We start from the raw sequence: 20,427 nt of genomic DNA, 5'->3' as shown, positions 1-20,427 counted from the left end.
CGGGCTATTTCGACAGCCGTGTCTGCAGGCTGTCGCGGATGCGCTTGCCGAGCGCCTGATAGTTCTCGTCGAAATGATGACCGCCCTCGATCGGCACGACTTCGACGCCCCTGTCCTTCAGCGTCGGGCAGGGATCATCGTCCTCGTCGGTGCCGTAGACGCATTGAAGGATCTTCGGATCGATCTTGACGACGTCCTTCATCGTATCGCCGCCCTTGCCGGCGCCTGCGACGCCAAGCCAGCCGGTGACCGAAATCTCGTAGTCCACGTCACGCGAGAGGCCGAGCAGCGTGATCTGCTTGACCCGTGCGCGGTCTGCGGCCGGCAGGGAATTGTAGGTCGCGGGCAGCACGTCCGCGCCGAACGAGTAACCGATCAGCAGCACGTTCTGGACACCCCATTGCCGGCGATAGTGTTCGATGATCTTTGACAGATCATCCGCCGTCGCCTGCGGCGTGCGTTCGGACCAGAAGTAACGCAACGAATCCAGTCCGACCGTCGGAATGCCCTGCGATTGAAGATAGCCGCCCACCTCGCTGTCGAGGTCGCGCCAGCCGCCATCGCCGGAAAAGATCACCGCCATCGTGTTCATGGCCGGCTTGGCCTGGAGAATGGTCAGGGGAAGGTCGAGCGGCTGATTGATCCGCCCGGCCGCCGCGATACGGGTGGCGAGCACCTGCGACAGCGCCACATCCGGCGTCTCGCCGGAATTGATCAACTCCACCTCCGGGTGGTCCTGCTTCAGGCGCTGTCCATGCGCCTTGCCGCCGGCATCGGCGGAAGGCGTGGAAACAATCGCCACCGCCGCCGGCAACGCGCCGTCGTCAAAACCGTAGATCGTGCGATCGCCGGCTTTCTGTTTGGATGCCGGGGTGCAGAGTTCCTTGGCCAGCGGGATGCCCGCCAGCGGATCGACGGCGATTGCCTCCTCGATCGTCGCGGCCGGGCTCTGAGAGATCATCGCAAGCGCCAGCGCGCCGCCTTCCCCGATGCCGGCAACGATCGGGTGGCGGTATTGCGGGTTTCCGATCCGCCGCTGCACCTGCTGGGAGACGTCCTCGATATCAGACACCATGTAGATGCACTCGCCGTCATCGGCGTTGAGCGATTTGACATAGGACGGGAAATCGATGCCGACCACGGCCGCGCCGGCGGCGAGCAGCTTCTGCGCCTCGGCATCCTCCGGCGCGCCCCAACCCCGACTGCCGGAAATCAGGAACACGATGCCTTCAAGATCGCTACCATTGTTCGGCACAAGGATGCGCGGCTGCGGGATCAGGCCCGTGTGATAATCCTGCTGATCCTGGGCAGCAGCCGTCAAGGCGCCGAACGTCAGGGCGGCAAGCGCCATCGAAAGAGAACGTAGAAACATCATTTACCGACCACTCCTCTCAAGCCGCCGCCGATCAGAAGCGTTGCGTCCATCATCACGATGGCGGGGCTGACGCCCCCTGCCACAGCCAGATAACGCGGCTCCCAGGCGGGCTGGAACTTCGACTTGAAAGCTTTCAACCCTTTGAAATTGTAGAACCGTTCGCCGTGTTCGAAAACGACGCTGCCGATCCGGTCCCATGCGAGCGCAGCCTCGCGCGTCGACATGCCCGAAAGTGGGGCCATGCCGAGATTGAAATGTCCATAACCGGCATCGCGAAGATATTCCATGATCTTCACGAACAGGAAATCCATGGAGCCTTTCGGGGCGCCCGGCATGAAGCGCATCAGATCGACGGTACCTTCATACTTCGTATCGGTGAGCGACAGCGTCGCGAAGGCGACGATCCTGCCGTCCTTCCTGAGGATCGCGACCGGCTGGGCGCTGACATAGTCATCCCGGAAAGCGCCGAGCGAGAATGTCTTCTCGCGCGTGTTGTGATCTTCGAGCCAGGCATCCGACACGCGCCTGAGTTCTTCGACATGGGTCATCACATCCGGCTGCTCGATGACCGAAAACTCCAAACCTTCCCGGACGCCCTTGTTGATGGCCTGGCGAAGCGCAGCAAGCCGGCTGCCCTTGAGGTCGAAATGCGACAGATCGACGATCGCCAGTTCGCCGAGCTTGAAGGCCCTGAGACCCGCATCGACACAATGTGAAAGGAGGCCCGGCGAAATCTGATAGAGCACGGCACGGCCGCCCTGGGCACGGGCCTCCTCGACGAAACGCCAGACAAGATCCGCCTTCTCCTCCTGCGGTCCGACCGGATCAAAAAGCGCGATCCAGGAACGGCCCTGAATGCCGTACATGATAAAGGCCTTGCCGCTTTCGGAGAACATCAGCCGCTTGTCACCCATCCGTACAAGATTGGCGTCGGCGTTGTCCTGCGCCATGACGAGCTGCACTGCCCGCTCGAGGTCGCCCGGCGTCGACAATGCCGAACGTCGAGCCGCCGGCCGCAGAAGGCTGAACACGGAGATCGTCGCCGCAAAAATCGCTAGGCCGAGGACGGCGCGCAATCCGCGCGGCGCTTCCCCGGAGAACTCGAACTGCCACCAGAGCTCCCGGCTGTAGTCCACCTCGCGATAGACAAACAGCAGGACCGTGATCGCCGCGGCGACGACGATGAACATGGCCGCGATCCAGCTGGGCGTCAGCACATGTCCGAACAGCGATGCCCGGCGCTTGAACTGCTTGGCACTGAGAAACAGGCCGATCAGCAGGATGATCAGGAACGTCGCCTCGAAAAGTGCGAGCGCCCGCATGAAGGAGAGAACCAGCGCCAGGGCAGTGCAGACCATGCCGGTCCACCACGCGCCGTCCAGCCGCTGGCCGATGCCGCGCGCCGCGACGAACAGCAGCAGGCCGAGAATGCTGGACAGGAAATGCGCGCCTTCGAACACCGGCAGCGGCAGGTAGTTGCCGAGGAAATTGATGTCGGAATCCGGCGTCGGGGTCACGCTCGAGAAGATCAGCATGGCCCCGGCGATCATCGAGAAGGTTGCCAGAAGCGGCGGCGCGAGGCGGAATTCGAGCTTGCGGAGCGTCGAGGCGACGGGGTGATGCGCAAGCTGCCGGATCTCGACGCCGATCACCACCAGCGTGGCAATGAGCAGCGGCAGGACGTGATAGATGACGCGGTAGAGAACGAGGCTGCCGAGCACTTCGTCAAGGCTGACCCTGTTGCCAAGTGCGGCAACGATCACCGTTTCGAAGACGCCCAGACCGGCGGGTACATGGCTCAGGACGCCGAGGCCGACGGCCGTCGCATAGATGGCCAGGAAGGAAGGCCAGCCGATTTCCGTCTGCGGCAGAAGCACGTAGAGGACGGAAGCCGAGGCGGCGATATCGAGTGCGGTGATCAGGAACTGCTGCGAGGACGTACGGGTATCCGGCAGGCGGATGCTGAGGCTTCCCACCGAAACCGTCCGCCCGTCTCGCCCAAGGATCACGACGGCGGTCAGCACGATGATGATCACCACCGCGCCGGCGCGCACCCAATCCCCGTCGATGTCGAGAATGGCACCGATCCTCGGCGCCGTGACCAGCGACGCCAGCGCGGTGACCGCCAGAAGCCCGATGCCGAAGGCGAGCGTCACGAACGCGATGACGCGCCCGATATCGTCCGGCGAAAGCCCCAGGCGCGAATAGGCGCGGAACCGGATGGCGCCGCCGCTGAGCGCGCCAAATCCGGCCGTATTGCCCACGGCATAGGCGCTGAACGCCGTTATCGCGACAGGCACGAAAGGCAGCGACCGGCCGATATAGGTGATCGCGTTCACGTCGTAGCCGACCAGGGCCGCGAAACTCAGTGCCGTGAAGAACACCGCAAGGCCGATCGAAGACCAGCGCGTGTTGGCGAGGGCCTCGATAACGTCGTCATAGCTGACCTCGTTCGTGAGGTTGTAGATCGCAAAAGTCGTGAACGCGAAAACCGCCAACGCCGCCGCAGCGATGAGGTAAGGACGATACGTCTCAAGGATGTCTCGAAAGCGACTTGGCTGACGATCCGTGGATTCCATGTGAACTGCCGGTGCTGAAGAACTTCGCATCTAGTTTTTGGACAGATGCGCAGCAAAAGCAACGGGATCGCGGCTATAATGTGTCTGTATGCTTAAAACCGGAGCATGACCGCCGCCTTGAGCGTGTTCTGCGCGCAGCCCAGCCGAGCTGAAACCCACCCTCTTCAAGAAGAACTCATCCGGCGGGTGCGTGTTTTATAAATACATTATAACTTTTGATTGCAAAACATGATTTCTTAACGCACATTAACCATCCGAGGCATCGAGGGCCCACCGGTTAAGAGTGGAGATGCCGACGCTGGCAGCAAGTTGCTGCAGGGGGATCGGGGACATGTTTGACAAGATCTGCGCTGCCGCGCTCGCGGCGGCATTGGTAGGTTGTACCTCCGCGAATGAAAAGGTGCAGCAAGCCGAAATCGGCGGCACCAAATCTCTGGTCATGACCGGCAATTTCAGGCTCATCACCGAACGCAAACGACTGGGCTATCCGATCATTTGCAGCGAACCCAGCCCGGACTACACGGTTGCTTTCGACAAATCCGCCAAAGCAACGGTCAAGATCACCAGTTCGACCGGAACCACGACCGAAGTCGCGCCGGATGCCAAGACGGATGAAAGTATCGAGGAGGGAGAGGGCCGCGCCGGTGCCGTGCTGGCGCTGCGCGACGGCCTGTATAGAGCCTGCGAGGCCTATGCCAACGGCTTCATCGGCCATGATGCCTATTCCATCATTCTCAGCCAATACGGCAATCTTCTGGTCGCTCTGGTCGGCCGCCCCGTCATTGGGCCGGACGGCAAGCCGGTTGCCACCCCGACCGGCGCCATAAATCCGCGCCAGGCCACGCTGTCGGCACTGGTGGTTGCCTGCATCAGCGGACAGGACCCGACCCGCGGGCCCACATCTCTTAACCCGTTGCTGAATATGAACTTCTGCAGCAAGGTTCTGAACACCGCCCTGGCGGCTTCCAGCCGCGGATGATCATTGCGGCGAACGGCTGGTATGCGAAGCGGATTGGCATGCCGCCGCGAGAACGCGACGGCTCTCCCTTCAAAGGGTGGAAACCGTCTTCAACGCTCCATCCAGCGCAATGCCGTTTTCATCCAGCAACGCCGCCTGGCGCAGACGTTTCATCCAGGCCGCACCGTCTTCGCGGTCCGCCAGGGTCCCCAATGCCGACATCACCCGATCGAACTTTGAAAGCCCGCGTGCATGGGTGTCGGAATAGCCCTTCACCAGTCGTCGATTGTTGATCACCTCGACCGCGAGGTCATAGTTCCGCGAAAGCAGCGACGTCGCCGTCTGGAGCCAGGCTTCGCGATGCTCGATTTCCCGCGCATGCCGCAGCGTGCCGCGGCGGATGCGGCGGAGTGCCGCCAGCGTGTAGAGCGTCAGGAACCAGAAGAGCGTGCCGGTCTGCACCCGGCGGCCCTTGTTGATGCGACGGTCGAGCCAGGCGAAAACCTTGGGACGGTTTTCCACCCACAGGCCCAATGTCTTCGGCATGGTTCCGACGACTTCTTCCATGCGCGGATGCATGTATTCGGTCATGTAGAGAACCTGGTCCTGCTTGACGCCGACCTCCTTGCGGACACGATCGAAACGCGAGCCGCGGGTTTTCAGGTCGGCGACGCGGATCACATCGTCATAGGCCATGGCGACGGCGACGTATTTCGCCGACTGGACGGTGAAGGCATAGTCACGATCCTCGCCGCCATTGGCCCGGTCGAGCGCGTGAAGCTTGCCGGCCCGGTCGAGATATTCGCCGGCATAGGCCGGGTCCTGGAAATCCGTGAGCTTCTTGACGCCGGCAAACAGCAGCGGCCAGGCGACCTCCGGGAATTCGGCGCGCATACGATGCACCAGCCGATCGAGGTCCGGATGGCCGGCGGTTTCCGGCATGACATCGAAACGCTTTGGCGCCGAGGCGGTGACTTCGTCCCGCGGCTTGGCTCTGGTGCGCTCATAGGCGGCGTTGAAGGCGCGCAGGCTGGGCTCGACGCCCTTGCCGCCGCCGCGGATCGTCGCCTCGAACGCTTCCTTGGAAAAAGGCAGCACGTCCGCCGCGGCAAGCGCACCGAACATCGAAGCGGAGATCACGCTGCCGTTCTTGAGCGCCAGCGTATCCATGTCGAAGGCGATGGTGCGCCTGGCGGCGAAATCGGTCGCCCCGACCACCACGGTCGGATCGCCGATGCCGTCGCCCGGCTTTTCCTTTTCGCCAACCGCGAAAGAACGGTGCGTCGAGGCGATCAGCGTTGTCTTGTCCGGCGTCACGAGGCCGCGCAGCACGGAGCGGCCGGCCTCCATCAATTCGGCGGCGAGCACGACATCGACATCGCCCGGCGTCGGCATCAGCGAGAAGATCGGCGACACGCCGTCACGGGCCGGCAGCATCTCGATATAATAGATCGTCGCGCCGGTACGCTGGGCAACGCCCGGCACCGAAGTCGACTGCGCCATCCAGCCCTGCTCTTCGGCAAGGCCGACGATCCAGTCGGCCAGCACGCCGCCGCCCTGGCCGCCCATGGCCATGATGGCAAGCGTCAGGGGCTTGTCGGAAGCATGGAGCGTCTTGGGGTTTACCGTCTCATTCATGGATCAAGCCTCCGCGAACACGACGCGGCCGGCGGCACGACGGGCCTGCAGCCAGCCGATCACCGAGCTACGGAATTTCGAGAGGAACCTGTCCCAGCCGGTCGGATTGTGAATGACGTCGGCGCGATAGAACGAGGGACAGAGAACGGCCGCTTCCGAAACCTCGCCGCAATTGCCGCAGCCGACGCAGCTATTGTCGATCGCCGCAACCGGATCGTCCTTCAACGGATCGTCCGTGTGCTTGACCGACAGCGACGGGCAGCCGGAAAGCCGGATGCAGGCGTGATCGCCCGTGCAGACGTCCTCGTCCACGCCGAAGCGCTCCTTGACCATGCGCTTGCCGTCCTTGACCGCCTTATTGAATTGCGGCTTCACCCGGCGCTGCTTGTTCAGCATGCATTCGGAAGAGGCGACGATGATCTTCGGGCCTTTTTCCTTGCTGGTCAGCGCCTCCTTCAGCGTGTCCCGCATCTTTCCGACATCATAGGTGCGATCGATCTGGCGCACCCAGGTGGCGCCGATGCCCTTCACCGCATTGACGATCGAGTTGTTGGTCTTGCGGTTCGGATTGATGGCCCGCGACGACAGGATGTCCTGCCCGCCGGTTGCCGCCGAATAGAAATTGTCGACGACGAGGATGACACCGTCCTGCTTATTGAAGACGGCATTGCCGACCGAGGTCGCAAGACCGTTGTGCCAGAAGCCGCCATCGCCCATGACCGCGATCGAGCGCTTGTCGGCTTCGACGTTGAATGCGGAAGCCGACGCTGGCCCGAGGCCGTAACCCATCGTCGTGCCGCCGATATTGAACGGCGGCAGGATCGAGAAAAGGTGGCAGCCGATATCGGCCGAGACATGATGTTCGCCGAGTTCCTTCTCGACCAGCTTCATGGCAGCAAAGATCGGCCGCTCCGGACAGCCGGTGCAGAAACCGGCAGGACGTGCCGGCACGACTTCGGCCAGCGCCTTGACCTTGGGGTCGTTGAGGATGGGCGTCGGATCCGGCACCGGCGGCTGGTTGCCGAGCAGCAGCCGATCGTACATCTCTATGAAGGTCTTCAGCCCCTTCATCATGACAGGCGCGGTATATTCCCCGCCGAGCGGCAGGATGTCCTTGCCGTGCAGGCGGGTCTGGATATCGCGGCGGCGCATCAACGTGTGCAGCGACTGCTCGATATATTCCGGAGCGCCCTCTTCCACCATGATCACGGCCTTCTTGCCGACGCAGAAATCGACCACTTCGTCGTCGATCATCGGGTAGGCGACGTTCATCACATAGATCGGGATCGAGGAATTGCCGTAGACATCCGCCAGGCCAAGCTGCTGCAGGCCGCGCATGACGCCGTTGTAGAGACCGCCGAGCGTGATGATGCCGATCTCGCCTTCCTCGGGGCCAAAATGCTCGTTGAGCTTCTTCTCCTTGATGAAGTTGACGGCGGCCGGCCAGCGGCGCTCCAGCTTGTCCTTGTCCTGCGCGAAATTCGCCGGCGGCAAGACGATGCGGTTGACATCGCGGACCGGGTTTTCCAGCGCCTGCTTCAGCGTGAAATCGGGCCGCTTGTTGTTCTTCGCGACGAACTGGCCATGCACATGGCAGGCGCGGATGCGCACTTCCAGCATGACAGGGGTGTTGGAGGCTTCCGAAAGCTGGAAGCCGTCTTCAACGGCCTGAACCATAGCCGGCAGGTTGGGACGCGGGTCGAGAAGCCACATCTGCGACTTCATCGCGAACGCATGACTGCGTTCCTGCATGATCGAAGAGCCTTCGCCGAAATCCTCGCCGAGGATGATCAGCGCGCCGCCGTTGACGCCGCCGGAGGAGAGGTTGGAGAGCGCGTCCGAGGCGACGTTGGTGCCGGCCGTCGATTTCCAGGTGACCGCGCCGCGCACCGGATACATGACGGAGGCAGACAACATCGCCGCCGCTGCCGCTTCCGAGGCGGAAGTCTCGAAATGAACCCCGAGATCCTCCATGATGTCCTTGGCATCGGCCAGCACGTCCATCAGGTGCGAGATCGGCGAGCCCTGGTAACCGCCGACATAGGAAACGCCGGATTGCAGCAGCGCCTTGGTGATGGCGAGAATGCCTTCACCCCGGAAAATCTCGCCTTCTCCAAGTTTGAGATCCTCGACTTCGCGCGCAAAAGATCGCTCGGCCATGGCAGTTCCCCTTCGCCTTGTCGGCTTCATTCGATAATCATTTGCAAAAGCATATTTTCTGCACCGGGCATTTGTCAATTCACAAATGCCGCGGGAATACTACGCGCTATTCCAAGCGTTCATCGTATGATGACCGGCGGTAACAAGAACCATTATATATGCTAATGCATATTATTTGATCGCTTCGGCATAAAAATCGCAAACGTTCGGTTGCAAATAGTCCTTGCCGCCGTTTCGCACTTATTTTAACGTTCAACCATTCACACGAATGAGCCCGACACGGACAGCCTGTCCGCAAGTTTGGCCACCAGGGAACAATGGAGTTAGATCATGACGACGCTCTCCCGGCGCCAGGCATTGAGCCTTGGCGCGGCCACTTTTCTGACAGGCGTATTTTCCGGACGTAATGCAGTTTTCGCGCAGGACAGCTCAACGCTGACCATCGCCTATAACGTCAACCTGCCCTCCTTCGACCCGACGGTCGGTCCCTCCGCCGTCAACCCGACGATCCAGGCGATCTATCGCTCGATCTTCGACCAGTTCATCGGTCAGGGTCCCGATCTTTCGTTCCAACCGGGGCTGCTGACCGCCTGGGGCTGGAACGACGACAAGACCAAGGTCTGGATGGATGTCCGCGAGGGCGTCAAATGGCATGACGGCTCCGATTTCACCCCGGCCGACATCGTCTGGTCGCTGGAACGCGCCGCGAAGCCCGAAACCGGCAATCCGATCCAATTCGTCTGGGGCGGCGTCTCCAACTATAAGATCGACGGAAAGCGCATCACCGGCGACGTCAAGCAATACGACCCGACCTTCTTCAAATGGATGGCCTTCCTCACCGGCTACGTGATGCCGAAGGCCTATTATGAAAAGGTCGGGGCCGAAGGTTTCGAAAAGAAGCCGATCGGGACCGGGCCGTATATGGTCGATGCCTATGAGGGCAACGCCTTCCTGCGCTTGAAGGCTAACCCGAACTATTACGGCGGCAAGCCGGCCTTCGACACGGTCGTCTTCAAGTTCGTGCCGGATGCGACGAGCCGCGTCGCCGAAATCGAATCCGGCTCCTCCGATATCACGCTCGAAATCCCTTACGAGGAATACGACCGCCTGAAGGACAAGAAGGGCCTGAAGGGTGCGGCAAAGCCGATCTCGGATATCGGCATGATCTTCCTCAACAATATCGACGCCATGCTCGACAAGAACGTGCGTCTTGCCGCCCACCACGCAATCGACAAGAAGGCGATCGTCGACCGGCTGCTGAAGGGTTACGGCGTGCCGATCGATACGCTGGAAGCGCCGGAATACGACGCCTATGACGCCTCGATCAAGGTTGGCTACGACCAGAACAAGGCGAAGGAACTCCTGAAGGCCTCCGGTTTCTCGACCGAAAAGCCGGTGAAGTTCAAGATCCAGACGACGCGCGGCTTCAAGCCGAAGGATTACGAAATGATCCAGGCGATCGTCGGCATGTGGCGCCGCGTCGGCATCGAAGCGGAAATCGAAGTCTACGAGATCGCCAAGCATTACGAACTGCGCGCCGCCGACCAGCTTGCCCCCGCCGCTTTCTACAACTGGGGCAACGCGATCGCCGACCCGACCACCTCTACCGGCTTTGCCATGTTCGGCCCCTCGCCGCACTCGGTCTGGAACACGGACGATCTCGACAACATGATCATGCCGCTCTGGGGCGAAAAGGACGAGAAGAAGCGCATCGCCGGCTGGAAGGCGGTGAGCAAGTACATCGCCGAACAGGGCTATGTCATCCCGCTCCTCCAGTATGTCCAGCCGATCGTCTACAAGGACAAGCTGAAGGTCGTGCCGAATGTGTCCGGCGCGCTGCAGCCGACCTTGGTGTCTAAGGCCTGATCGACGGGTTTGCCCCTCGCCCTAACCCTCTCCCCGCTCGCGGGGAGAGGGGACGTACCACACGCGACGCCGGAGAGGGACGGAGAGGCCGCGACATATCCCTTCTCCCCGCCCGCGGGGAGAAGGTGGCGGCAGCCGGATGAGGGGCAGCCAAATCCAGGAATGCTCATGATCGCCTTATCCATCCTCAATCGACTCGTCATGGCAGCAATCACGCTGTTCGGCGTCGCATTGATCGTCTTCGTGTTGCTGCGCGTCGTGCCGGGCGATCCGATTGCGATGATGATCGCGCCGGGCGCAAGCCCCGCCGACATCCTGGCGCTGCGCACCAGATACGGCCTCGACCTCAGCCTGCCGGCGCAATTCGGCGTCTGGCTGCAGGCGGTGCTCGTCGGCGATTTCGGCACTTCAATCTCGCTGCGCCGCGATGTCCTGGAATTGCTGCTCGGGCGCCTGCCGGCAACGCTTGAACTCGCCTTCGCGGCATTATTCGTCGCCATACTGATCGGCGGAGCGGTGGCCGTGATCGGCACTCTGTCTCGCCGCACACCTCTGGAACCGGCAATCGACGCCACCAACGGCGTGCTGCTGGCGGTGCCCGATTTCGTCTGGGCGCTGGCGCTGGTTCTCCTGCTCGGCGTGCTTTTTCCGATCTTCCCGCTCTCCGGCCGGATCGACCCGACGCTGTCGATCGATTTCGCGACGCCGTTCTACCTCGCCGAAAGCCTCATCCGCCTGCGCTTTGACATCTTCCTCGATATCGCCGCCCATATGGTCATGCCGGTGCTGGCGCTCGCCCTGCCGCTTGCCACCGTCATCACCCGTATTCTCAAGGAGGCGCTACTGGAGGCCATGGTGCAGGATTACGTGCTTCTGGCCCGCCTCAAGGGCATGTCGGAAGTGCGGCTGGTACTGCAGGAAGCCTTGCGCAACGCCATCGGCCCGGCCCTGTCGCTGACAGGCGTGCAGTTCACCTTCCTGGTCGGCGGCACAGTCATCGTCGAGCGCATCTTTTCCTATCCCGGCATCGGCAACATGGCGATCGACGCGGTGATCAACCGCGACCTGCCGCTGATCCAGGGATTGGTGCTGGTCTTCGGCGCGATCTTTATCGTCATCAATCTCGGAGTCGATCTTCTGGCCGCAGCCCTTAACCCGAGGCTCCGTCATGGCTGAACCGATCACCATCACCGGGCCCGCGGCGCAGTTCCGCCCGCCCTCGCGGTTCAAAACCCTGCTCACCGAGCCGAAAGTCCTGTTCGGCGGCGGTTTCATCCTGCTGCTCCTGGTCATCGCAATCCTCGCGCCGTTGATCGCGCCCAAAGACCCGCTTGAACAGGACCTGATGCTGGGCTCGCTGCCGCCGGCCTGGCTCGACGGCGCCGAGCCAGGTTATTACCTCGGAACCGACGATCTCGGCCGCGACGTCCTCTCCCGGCTTCTCTACGGCAGCCGCATCGCGCTTTTCGTCGCCGTTAGCTCGGCCAGCCTCGCGGCGCTGATCGGCACCGTGCTCGGCCTGCTCGCCGGCTGGTACGGCGGCTGGACGGACCGGATCATTTCAAGGATCGTCGATATCTGGATGGCCTTTCCGCCGGTGCTTCTGTCGATCCTACTGGTCGCCGTCTTCGGCTCCGGCGTGCATTCGGTCATCGCCGCGATCGTCATCATCGATTGGACCCGCTTCTGCCGGGTGGTGCGCGCCGAGACGCTGGCCCAGGCGCAGCTCGACTATATTACCGCCGCCCGCACCGTCGGTTTCCCACGTATGAAAATCCTGACGCGCGAAATCTTCCCCAACATCGTTCCGGTGCTGATCGCGCTCGTCAGCCTGGAAATGGGCATCGCCGTGGTGGTCGAGGCGATCCTCTCCTTCGTCGGCCTGTCGGTCTCGTCGGACACACCGACATGGGGCGGCATGATCGCGCAGGGACGCCAGCTCATCCACCATGCCTGGTGGCTGCTTGTCGCGCCGCTTGCCGTGCTTTTCGCCACCGTCCTCGCCTTCAACCAGCTTGGCGGCGGCCTGCGCCGGGCATTCGATCCGGTGATGAGACGATGACAGACATGCTTCTCAACGTCACCGGCCTCTCGGCCGTCTCCGATCGCGAAGGCGGTCTGCCGGTCCTGCGCGATGTCAGCCTTTCGCTGAAGAAAGGCGAGGTCCGTGGCCTCGTCGGGGAAAGCGGCGCCGGCAAGTCGACCATAGCCAAGGCGATCCTCGGCATTCTGCCGCGCACCGTCCGCGTCACCGGCGGCTGGATCAATTTCAAGAACCGCGACCTTCTGGCCATGAAGCCGCAGGAACTGCGCAGCATCATGGGCTCGGAAATCGCGCTGATCCCCCAGGACCCGCAGACGGCACTCAATCCGGGCCGCCGCATCGGCGCCCAGTTGGCGGACGGGCTTCGGCTAAAACGTGGGCTCTCAGCCAGGGCGGCCGAGGCACGCGCCCTGCAGCTGCTGGCCGATGTGCAGATCCGCGATCCCGACCGCGTGATGGCGAGCTTTCCCCACCAGCTTTCGGGCGGCATGCGCCAGCGCGTACTGATCGCCGCGGCTTTCGCCGTCGATCCGGAACTGGTCGTCGCCGACGAACCGACGACAGCGCTCGACGTGACGGTCCAGAAGGAAATCCTCCGCCTCATCCGCCGCATGCAGGAGGCACACGGCACCGGCGTGCTGTTCGTCACCCACGATCTCGGCATCGTCGCGCAGATCTGCGACAGCGTCACGCTTCTTTATGCCGGCAAGGTCATCGAGGAGGGGCCGGTGCGCTCGGTGCTCGAAAACCCGCAGCATGCCTACACCAGGGCGCTGATCGCCGCCGGCCCACGCTACGACCGGCCGGATGCCGGCCTGGAACCGGTGCCGGAGGAAATCTTCCATGCGCTCCGCCAGGAGATCGGGATTCGCTGATGGACAGAAACCTCCTCGTCGCGACCGGCATCGAAGTCACCTACGGCAAGCGCGCAGGCCTGTTCGGCGGCCACACCCCGACGCCTGTTCTCCATGGCGTCGATATCCGCATCGGACGCGGCCAGACGATCGGCATCGTCGGCGAATCCGGCTCCGGCAAGACGACGCTCGGCCGTGCGCTGCTGCGTCTCGTCGATGTCTCCTCCGGCAACATTGCCTTCGACGGCAAGGACATCACGCATATCCCGGAAAACGAGATGCGGCCCCTGCGGCGCCGCATGCAGATGATCTTCCAGGACCCCATGGCCTCGCTGAACCCGCGCCACACGATCCGCCGCATTCTGACCGGACCGCTTCTGCTGCATGGACTCGCCGGCGATACCGCCGAGGCGCTGGCGCGGGTCAAGGCCGTGCTCGACCGCGTCTCCCTGCCCGCCGCCTGCCTCGATCGCTACCCGCACGAGCTTTCCGGCGGCCAGCGCCAGCGCATCGGCATCGCCCGCGCCGTGCTGATGGAGCCGGATTTCGTGCTCGCCGACGAGATCGTCTCGGGCCTCGACGTCTCCACCCAGGCGCAGGCCCTGAAGCTGCTGAAAGAGCTTTCGCGGGAACTCGGTCTAGCCATGGCCTTCATCAGCCACGATCTCTCGGTCATCCGCGCCATCTGCGACCATGTCTATGTGCTGCGGCTCGGCCGGATCGTCGAGCAGGGCCCCTGCGAGCAGGTTTTCGCCGCCCCTTCGGCGGCCTATACCCGCGCGCTTCTCGATGCGATCCCGCTCCCCGAATACGACCCGGGCTGGCTGGAGCGGAAAACCGAGGCCTGAACAAGCCGCCCCGATAAATGCCATGGCGAAGGAATTATCCGCTTGACGGTTTGACCAGACGCCATATACTTTAAACTTAAAATAATGAACGGTTGACCCCAGGAGGACTTGGATATGCGCATCGTCTGTATCGGTGGCGGCCCGGCCGGTCTCTATTTCGCGCTCCTGATGAAGAAGCAGCACCCGGAGCACTCGATCTCCGTGATCGAGCGCAACAAGCCTTACGACACGTTCGGCTGGGGCGTGGTTTTCTCCGACGCCACCATGGTTTCGATGAAGGCCTGGGATCCGGAAAGCGCCGCCGAGATCGAGGATGCGTTCAACCATTGGGACGATATCGAGCTGCTCTTCAAGGGCACGCGCCAGCGCACCTCCGGCCACGGTTTCGTCGGCATCGGCCGCAAGAAACTCCTCAACATCCTGCAGCGCCGCTGCGAGGCGCTCGGCGTCGAACTGGTTTTCGAGACCGATTCCAGTGGCGATATCGACTATCCGGACGCGGACCTGATCATCGCTTCCGACGGCTTCAACTCGAAGATTCGCAACCGTTATCCGGAAGTCTTCGAGCCGGACCTCGTGGTCCGTCCAAACCGTTATATCTGGCTCGGCACCAACAAGCTGTTCGACGCCTTCACCTTCGATTTCCGCAAGACGGACCATGGCTGGTTCCAGGCGCATATCTACAAGTTCGACGACAAGACCTCGACCTTCATCGTCGAGACGACCGAGGAGGCCTACGAAAAGCACGGCCTCGGCCAGATGGACCAGCAGGGCTCGATCGACTTCTGCCAGGACCTGTTCTCGGAAGTGCTCGAAGGCTCCGAGCTGATGACCAATGCGCGGCACCTGCGCGGCTCCGCCTGGCTGAACTTCAACCGCCTGATCTGCGGCAAATGGAGCCATTTCAACGGCAATTCGCATGTCGTGCTGATGGGCGACGCCGCCCATACCGCCCATTTCGCGATCGGCTCCGGCACCAAGCTCGCCATCGACGACGCGATCGAGCTCACCAACCAGTTCAACAAGCTGGGCCACGACAAGGACAAGATCCCGGCGGTCCTCGAAACCTACGAGGAAATCCGCCGCGTCGACGTCGCCCGCATCCAGAACGCGGCGCGCAACGCCATGGAATGGTTCGAAGTGGTCGGACAGCGTTATGCCGACACGCTGGAGCCGGAACAGTTCATGTATTCGATGCTGACCCGCTCGCAGCGCATCAGCCACGAGAACCTTCGCCTGCGCGATCCCAAGTGGCTGGAAGGTTACGAGCGCTGGTTCGCAAAGAAAAACGGCATCGACGTCTCAGGCAACGGCCGCACCCTGCCGCCGATGTTCACGCCCTATTCGCTGCGCGAAACCCATCTGCCGAACCGCATCGTCATGTCGCCGATGGCGATGTATTCCGCCAAGGACGGCATGCTCGACGATTTCCATCTGGTCCATCTCGGCTCCCGTGCGCTTGGCGGCGCCGGCCTCGTGTTTGGGGAAATGACCTGCGTCTCGCCGGATGCCCGCATCACCCCCGGCTGCCTCGGTCTCTGGAACGACGAGCAGGCCGCTGCGTGGAAACGCTTCGTAACCTTCGTGCACGACAATTCCGCCGCCAAGGTCGGTATCCAGCTCGGCCATGCGGGCCGCAAGGGCTCGACCAAGGTCGCCTGGGAAGGCATCGACCAACCGGTCGAGCAAGGCGGCTGGGATCTGATCTCCGCATCGGCGCTGCCCTACCTCAAGACCAGCCAGGTTCCAAAGGCGATGGACCGCGCCGATATGGACCGGGTCAAGGCCGACCACGTCCGCGCCGCGAAATATGCCGCCGAAGCCGGTGCCGACTGGCTCGAGCTGCACTGCGCACACGGCTATCTTCTGTCGAGCTTCCTGTCGCCGCTCACCAATATCCGCACCGACGAATATGGCGGCAGCCACGAGAACCGCGCGCGTTATCCTCTGGAAGTCTTCAAGGCGATCCGCGAGGTCTGGCCGGCGGACAAGCCGATCTCCGTCCGCCTCTCCTGCCACGACTGGTTCGAGGGCGGCAACACGCCGGAAGACGCGGCGATCTACGCGCAGATGTTCAAGGATGCCGGCGCCGACCTGATCGACTGCTCGTCCGGACAGGTCTGGAAGGAAGAAAAGCCGGTCTATGGCCGCCTCTTCCAGACGCCCTTCTCCGACAAGATCCGCAACGAGATCGGCATTCCGACCATCGCCGTCGGCGCGATCTCGGAAGCCGACCATGCCAACTCGATCATCGCCGCCGGCCGCGCCGATCTCTGCGCCGTCGCCCGCCCGCATCTGGCGGACCCCGCCTGGGTTCTGCACGAAGCGGCAAAGATCGGCCTGACCAACATTCCGTGGCCAAAACAGTATTATTCCGGCAAGGCGCAATACGAGACCAACCTCGCGCGCGCTGCGGCCGCCATTGCTCCTCCGGCCGTCGGCCCGACGGCGGCGAAATGAGGATCGCGTCATGAGCGAAGCGACCTCCGCCAGGCTTGCCAACCGCCACGCCCTCGTCACCGGCGCGGGCTCGGGGATAGGCGCGGCGATCGCGACGGCGCTGGTGGAAGCCGGCGCACGGGTGACGCTCGCCGGCCGCCGGGCGGAGCCGCTGGAGGCGCTGGCTGACAAGCTCGGCAAGGATAGGGTCTGCGTCGCCGACGGTTTCGACGTCACCGACAAAATGGCGATCGACAACGGCCTGAAGGCGGCGCATTCCGCTTTCGGCCCGGTCGATATCCTCGTCAACAATGCCGGCGAAGGCCCGAGCGCGCCTTTCGAAAAGACCTCGCTGGAGATGTGGAACCGGGTCATGACGGTGGATCTCACCGGCGTGTTCCTGGTGACCCAGGCCGTGCTGCCGGATCTCAAGGCTTTCGGAGCAGGCGCCCGCATCATCAATATCGCCTCGACCGCGGGGCTGACCGGTTACGCCTATGTCTCGGCCTATGTGGCCGCCAAGCACGGCGTCATTGGCCTCACCCGCTCTCTGGCGCTCGAACTGGCCAAGACCGGCATCACCGTCAATGCCGTCTGCCCGGGCTTTACTGATACGCCGCTGATCGCCCGCTCGATCGAAACGATCGTCGAAAAGACCGGACGGACGGAAGAACAGGCGCTCAAGGAATTCACGAAGAGCAATCCGCAGGGGCGGCTGGTGAAGCCGGAGGAGGTCGCAGACACCGTTCTGTGGCTGGCATCGCCCGGTGCTGCATCGATCAACGGACAGGCAATCGCGGTTGCCGGTGGGGAGGTATTGGCAGGATGAGCGAACAGGCATCGATGGCGGGACATCTCCGCCCGTTCAAGGATTATCAGCCGAAGCATTTTCTCTGGGAAGTCAGCGAAAACGGCCGTGTCGCGACCATTCGCCTGAACCGGGCGGAACGCAAGAATCCGTTGACTTTCGAAAGTTATGCGGAACTGCGGGACCTTTTCCGCGATCTCGTCTACGCCTCCGACATCCGCTCGATCGTTCTGACCGGCGCCGGCGGCAATTTCTCCTCCGGCGGCGACGTCTTCGAGATTATCGAGCCGCTGACGCACATGGCGATGCCGGATCTCCTGGCCTTCACCCGCATGACCGGCGACGTCGTCAAGGCCATGAAGAAATGCCCGCAGCCGATTGTTGCTGCCGTCGACGGCATCTGCATGGGTGCCGGCGCGATCCTCGCCATGGCCTCCGACATCCGGCTGGCCACGCCTGAAGCCAAGACAGCCTTCCTCTTCACCCGCGTCGGCCTCGCCGGCGCCGACATGGGCGCCTGCGGGATCCTGCCGCGCATCATCGGCCAGGGCCGCGCCGCCGAACTCCTGTTCACCGGCCGCACGATGAACGCCCGCGAAGGCGAAGCCTGGGGCTTCTTCAACACCATCCATCCCGGCGACGTTCTGGAAGCCGAAGCCGTGAAGCTCGCTCATTCACTGGCCGATGGGCCGTGGTTCGCCCACACGATGACCAAGACCATGCTGAACCAGGAATGGGCGATGGGCATCGACGAGATGATCGAATCCGAAGCGCAGGCCCAGGCGATCTGCATGGCCACCAAGGATTTCCGCCGCGCCTTCGAGGCCTTCGCCGAAAAACGCAAGCCGGTCTTCGAGGGCAACTGATGGCCGCCCCGACGACGCTCAAAGGTCCGGCCCGCGATTTCCTCGACTGGCCGTTCTTCGACGGGAGCCACAAGGCGCTCGCCGAAAAACTGGACGCCTTTGCGGCTTCCGGCGCTCTCAGCCATATCGACCATTCCGATACCGACGGCGCCTGCCGGGCGATCGTCAGGGCGCTCGGGCAGGCAGGCCTTCTGGATGCCGCGACCGGCGCCGGCGGTAGCCGGGCGATCGATTCTCGCGCCGCCTGCCTGACGCGCGAAACGCTCGCCTGGCATGATGGCCTTGCAGATTTCGCCTTCGCCATGCAGGGCCTCGGCACCGGCGCGATCGGCCTGTCCGGCTCCGAGGAACTGCGCCGCACGGTTCTGCCGAAAGCACAGGCCGGCGAATGGATTTCCGCCTTCGCGCTGTCGGAAAAGGAAGCCGGCTCGGACGTCGCCGCCATGGCCTGCACCGCCCGCAAGGACGGTGACTACTACGTCCTCGACGGCGAGAAGACCTGGATTTCCAATGGCGGCATCGCCGATGTCTACACGGTCTTCGTCCGTACCGGCGAAGCGCCCGGCACGCGCGGCATTTCCGCCTTCGTGGTCTTCGCCGACGATCCGGGCTTCTCGATCGCCGAGCGCATCGACGTGATCGCCCCGCATCCGCTGGCGACGATCCGCTTCGAAAACTGCCGCATTCCGGCTTCGCGCCTGCTCGGGTCACCCGGCGAAGGCTTCAAGATCGCCATGCGGACACTCGACATCTTTCGCGCCTCCGTCGCGGCGGCGGCGCTCGGTTTTGCCAAGCGCGCGCTGGACGAGGCGGTTGCCTATGCCAGGGCCCGGCCGATGTTCGGCAACCACCTTTCCGACCTGCAGCTCACCCAGGCAGCCTTCGGCGACATGGCGGCCGAGATCGATGCCGGCGCGCTCCTCACCTACCGCGCCGCCTGGCGCCGCGATGTGCAGGGCCTGCCGACCACCAAGGAGGCCGCGATGGCCAAGATGGTGGCAACCGAGAATGCGCAAAGCGTCATCGACCGCGCCGTGCAGATCTTCGGCGGCCGCGGCGTCAAGAGCGGGGAGATCACCGAGAGCCTTTACCGCGAGATCCGCGCGTTGCGCATCTACGAAGGTGCGACCGAGGTCCAGAAGCTCATCATCGCCCGCGAACTTTTGAAGGCGTGAGGGTGATCATGGCTTACACGACCTCCCGCCGCCTGAACTTCGGAGATTGCGACCCCTCCGGCATCGCCTATTTCCCCTCTTACCTGAACATCATGGTCGGGGTTTGCGAGGAGTTTTTCGGCGCGATCGGCGCGCCATGGCCGGAGATGATCAACGACCGCAAGATCGGCGTGCCGACAGTAACTCTGGACGTCGCGTTCAAGAGCCCCGGTTACCACGGCGACATGATGGATTTCTCCATCAGGGTCATCCGGGTCGGCAACAGTTCTGCCGATCTCGAATACGAGGTGCGGTCCCGCGACCGGCTGCTCTGGACGGCGAAGCAGCGTCTCGTCGCGACCTCACACGAAACCCACAAGGCCCTTCCCTGGCCGGACGATATGCGCGCAGCGCTGACACAGCATTTGGAGAACGATGATGCACACGATTCTGCAGCCTGAAGGCTGGGCAAAACCGATCGGTTACGCCAACGGCGTTGCCGCCAGCGGCCGCCAGATCTTCGTCGGCGGGCAGATCGGCTGGAACGGCCAATGCCAGTTCGAAACCGACGATTTCGTCGGGCAGGTGAAGCAGACGCTGCAGAATGTGGTCGCCGTGCTGGCCGAAGCCGGCGCAGGACCCGAGCACATCACCACCATGACCTGGTATTTTACCGACAAGGCCGAATATCTGGGCAACCTCAAGGGTATCGGCCAGGCCTATCGCGAAATCATCGGCAAGCATTTCCCCGCCATGGCCGCCATGCAGGTGGTGGCGCTGGTGGAAGACCGCGCCAAGATCGAAATCCAGGCGACCGCCGTCATTCCGGCCTGAGGCT

At 63.0% G+C, this 20,427-nt stretch carries 16 protein-coding genes; 12 read left to right on the top strand and 4 right to left on the bottom strand.

Features of this window, described 5'->3' with window-relative positions; translation table 11 throughout:
• Window positions 1-4 precede the first annotated feature (4 nt).
• Complete coding sequence (locus J2X76_RS22075; RefSeq protein WP_310219445.1) at window positions 5-1,375, bottom strand: AcvB/VirJ family lysyl-phosphatidylglycerol hydrolase; 1,371 nt, start codon at window positions 1,373-1,375, stop codon at window positions 5-7.
• Entirely contained in the window at window positions 1,372-3,954 is a 2,583-nt protein-coding gene (mprF, locus tag J2X76_RS22070) for a bifunctional lysylphosphatidylglycerol flippase/synthetase MprF (protein WP_113286487.1), read from the bottom strand. The genes J2X76_RS22075 and mprF overlap by 4 nt, the downstream gene beginning before the upstream one ends.
• Window positions 3,955-4,285: 331 nt before the next feature.
• Here mprF and J2X76_RS22065 point away from each other — a divergent pair, with 331 nt between their 5' ends.
• A complete protein-coding gene (locus J2X76_RS22065) occupies window positions 4,286-4,933 on the top strand; it encodes a hypothetical protein (RefSeq protein ID WP_310219444.1) in 648 nt (215 codons plus the stop codon).
• A 69-nt stretch (window positions 4,934-5,002) separates the two neighbouring features.
• Here J2X76_RS22065 and J2X76_RS22060 read toward each other — a convergent pair whose 3' ends face one another.
• Together J2X76_RS22060 and J2X76_RS22055 are read right to left on the bottom strand one after the other, a co-directional pair.
• Window positions 5,003-6,550 carry an indolepyruvate oxidoreductase subunit beta family protein gene (locus tag J2X76_RS22060; protein ID WP_310219442.1) on the bottom strand — a complete coding sequence of 516 codons (1,548 nt, stop codon included), beginning with the start codon at window positions 6,548-6,550 and terminating at the stop codon, window positions 5,003-5,005.
• Window positions 6,551-6,553: 3 nt separating this feature from the next.
• A complete protein-coding gene (locus J2X76_RS22055) occupies window positions 6,554-8,710 on the bottom strand; it encodes an indolepyruvate ferredoxin oxidoreductase subunit alpha (protein WP_310219440.1) in 2,157 nt (718 codons plus the stop codon).
• 330 nt (window positions 8,711-9,040) lie between these two features.
• Between J2X76_RS22055 and J2X76_RS22050 the strand changes: the two genes are divergently transcribed.
• From J2X76_RS22050 to J2X76_RS22000, 11 genes are all read left to right on the top strand, one after another.
• Window positions 9,041-10,576: an ABC transporter substrate-binding protein gene (locus J2X76_RS22050; protein WP_310219439.1), complete on the top strand. Its 1,536-nt coding sequence runs from the start codon at window positions 9,041-9,043 to the stop codon at window positions 10,574-10,576.
• Between the two features lie 168 nt (window positions 10,577-10,744).
• A complete protein-coding gene (locus tag J2X76_RS22045) occupies window positions 10,745-11,752 on the top strand; it encodes an ABC transporter permease (protein WP_310219438.1) in 1,008 nt (335 codons plus the stop codon).
• Complete coding sequence (locus tag J2X76_RS22040) at window positions 11,745-12,638, top strand: ABC transporter permease (RefSeq protein ID WP_310219437.1); 894 nt, start codon at window positions 11,745-11,747, stop codon at window positions 12,636-12,638. The genes J2X76_RS22045 and J2X76_RS22040 overlap by 8 nt, the downstream gene beginning before the upstream one ends.
• Window positions 12,635-13,495 (top strand): ABC transporter ATP-binding protein, encoded by an 861-nt coding sequence (locus J2X76_RS22035; RefSeq protein WP_310219436.1) that lies wholly within the window; start codon window positions 12,635-12,637, stop codon window positions 13,493-13,495. Before J2X76_RS22040 ends, J2X76_RS22035 begins: the two co-directional genes overlap by 4 nt.
• Window positions 13,495-14,322 carry an ATP-binding cassette domain-containing protein gene (locus tag J2X76_RS22030; RefSeq protein ID WP_310219435.1) on the top strand — a complete coding sequence of 276 codons (828 nt, stop codon included), beginning with the start codon at window positions 13,495-13,497 and terminating at the stop codon, window positions 14,320-14,322. Before J2X76_RS22035 ends, J2X76_RS22030 begins: the two co-directional genes overlap by 1 nt.
• Before the next feature lie 114 nt (window positions 14,323-14,436).
• The gene (locus J2X76_RS22025; RefSeq protein WP_113286479.1) at window positions 14,437-16,782 is read left to right on the top strand and encodes a bifunctional salicylyl-CoA 5-hydroxylase/oxidoreductase; all 2,346 of its coding nucleotides are present in this window, start codon (window positions 14,437-14,439) and stop codon (window positions 16,780-16,782) included.
• Between the two features lie 10 nt (window positions 16,783-16,792).
• On the top strand, window positions 16,793-17,590 hold the full coding sequence (locus J2X76_RS22020) for an SDR family NAD(P)-dependent oxidoreductase (protein ID WP_310219434.1): 798 nt from the start codon (window positions 16,793-16,795) through the stop codon (window positions 17,588-17,590).
• The gene (locus tag J2X76_RS22015; protein WP_113126925.1) at window positions 17,587-18,435 is read left to right on the top strand and encodes an enoyl-CoA hydratase family protein; all 849 of its coding nucleotides are present in this window, start codon (window positions 17,587-17,589) and stop codon (window positions 18,433-18,435) included. The genes J2X76_RS22020 and J2X76_RS22015 overlap by 4 nt, the downstream gene beginning before the upstream one ends.
• Window positions 18,435-19,610, top strand: a complete 1,176-nt coding sequence (locus tag J2X76_RS22010; RefSeq protein WP_310219432.1) for an acyl-CoA dehydrogenase family protein — start codon at window positions 18,435-18,437, stop codon at window positions 19,608-19,610. The genes J2X76_RS22015 and J2X76_RS22010 overlap by 1 nt, the downstream gene beginning before the upstream one ends.
• A gap of 8 nt (window positions 19,611-19,618) precedes the next feature.
• Window positions 19,619-20,050, top strand: coding sequence for a thioesterase family protein (locus J2X76_RS22005; protein WP_310219430.1), 432 nt, complete (start codon window positions 19,619-19,621; stop codon window positions 20,048-20,050).
• The gene (locus J2X76_RS22000; RefSeq protein ID WP_112740622.1) at window positions 20,028-20,423 is read left to right on the top strand and encodes a RidA family protein; all 396 of its coding nucleotides are present in this window, start codon (window positions 20,028-20,030) and stop codon (window positions 20,421-20,423) included. The genes J2X76_RS22005 and J2X76_RS22000 overlap by 23 nt, the downstream gene beginning before the upstream one ends.
• The last annotated feature ends 4 nt before the right edge of the window (window positions 20,424-20,427 follow it).

The organism is Neorhizobium sp. 2083, from assembly GCF_031455615.1.
Lineage (GTDB): Bacteria > Pseudomonadota > Alphaproteobacteria > Rhizobiales > Rhizobiaceae > Neorhizobium.
Note: the sequence above shows the minus strand (reverse complement) of the source record. Positions and strands in the feature narration are given on the sequence as shown.

Excerpts from the sequence above, each read along its gene's own strand:
- J2X76_RS22010 (WP_310219432.1), top strand. The coding sequence starts at position 18,435 with ATGGCCGCCCCGACGACGCTCAAAGGTCCGGCCCGCGATTTCCTCGAC.
- J2X76_RS22005 (WP_310219430.1), top strand. The coding sequence starts at position 19,619 with ATGGCTTACACGACCTCCCGCCGCCTGAACTTCGGAGATTGCGACCCC.
- J2X76_RS22015 (WP_113126925.1), top strand. The coding sequence starts at position 17,587 with ATGAGCGAACAGGCATCGATGGCGGGACATCTCCGCCCGTTCAAGGAT.
- J2X76_RS22075 (WP_310219445.1), bottom strand. The coding sequence starts at position 1,375 with ATGATGTTTCTACGTTCTCTTTCGATGGCGCTTGCCGCCCTGACGTTC.
- J2X76_RS22000 (WP_112740622.1), top strand. The coding sequence starts at position 20,028 with ATGCACACGATTCTGCAGCCTGAAGGCTGGGCAAAACCGATCGGTTAC.
- J2X76_RS22055 (WP_310219440.1), bottom strand. The coding sequence starts at position 8,710 with ATGGCCGAGCGATCTTTTGCGCGCGAAGTCGAGGATCTCAAACTTGGA.
- J2X76_RS22050 (WP_310219439.1), top strand. The coding sequence starts at position 9,041 with ATGACGACGCTCTCCCGGCGCCAGGCATTGAGCCTTGGCGCGGCCACT.
- J2X76_RS22045 (WP_310219438.1), top strand. The coding sequence starts at position 10,745 with ATGATCGCCTTATCCATCCTCAATCGACTCGTCATGGCAGCAATCACG.
- J2X76_RS22025 (WP_113286479.1), top strand. The coding sequence starts at position 14,437 with ATGCGCATCGTCTGTATCGGTGGCGGCCCGGCCGGTCTCTATTTCGCG.
- J2X76_RS22065 (WP_310219444.1), top strand. The coding sequence starts at position 4,286 with ATGTTTGACAAGATCTGCGCTGCCGCGCTCGCGGCGGCATTGGTAGGT.
- J2X76_RS22060 (WP_310219442.1), bottom strand. The coding sequence starts at position 6,550 with ATGAATGAGACGGTAAACCCCAAGACGCTCCATGCTTCCGACAAGCCC.
- J2X76_RS22040 (WP_310219437.1), top strand. The coding sequence starts at position 11,745 with ATGGCTGAACCGATCACCATCACCGGGCCCGCGGCGCAGTTCCGCCCG.
- J2X76_RS22020 (WP_310219434.1), top strand. The coding sequence starts at position 16,793 with ATGAGCGAAGCGACCTCCGCCAGGCTTGCCAACCGCCACGCCCTCGTC.
- mprF (WP_113286487.1), bottom strand. The coding sequence starts at position 3,954 with ATGGAATCCACGGATCGTCAGCCAAGTCGCTTTCGAGACATCCTTGAG.
- J2X76_RS22030 (WP_310219435.1), top strand. The coding sequence starts at position 13,495 with ATGGACAGAAACCTCCTCGTCGCGACCGGCATCGAAGTCACCTACGGC.
- J2X76_RS22035 (WP_310219436.1), top strand. The coding sequence starts at position 12,635 with ATGACAGACATGCTTCTCAACGTCACCGGCCTCTCGGCCGTCTCCGAT.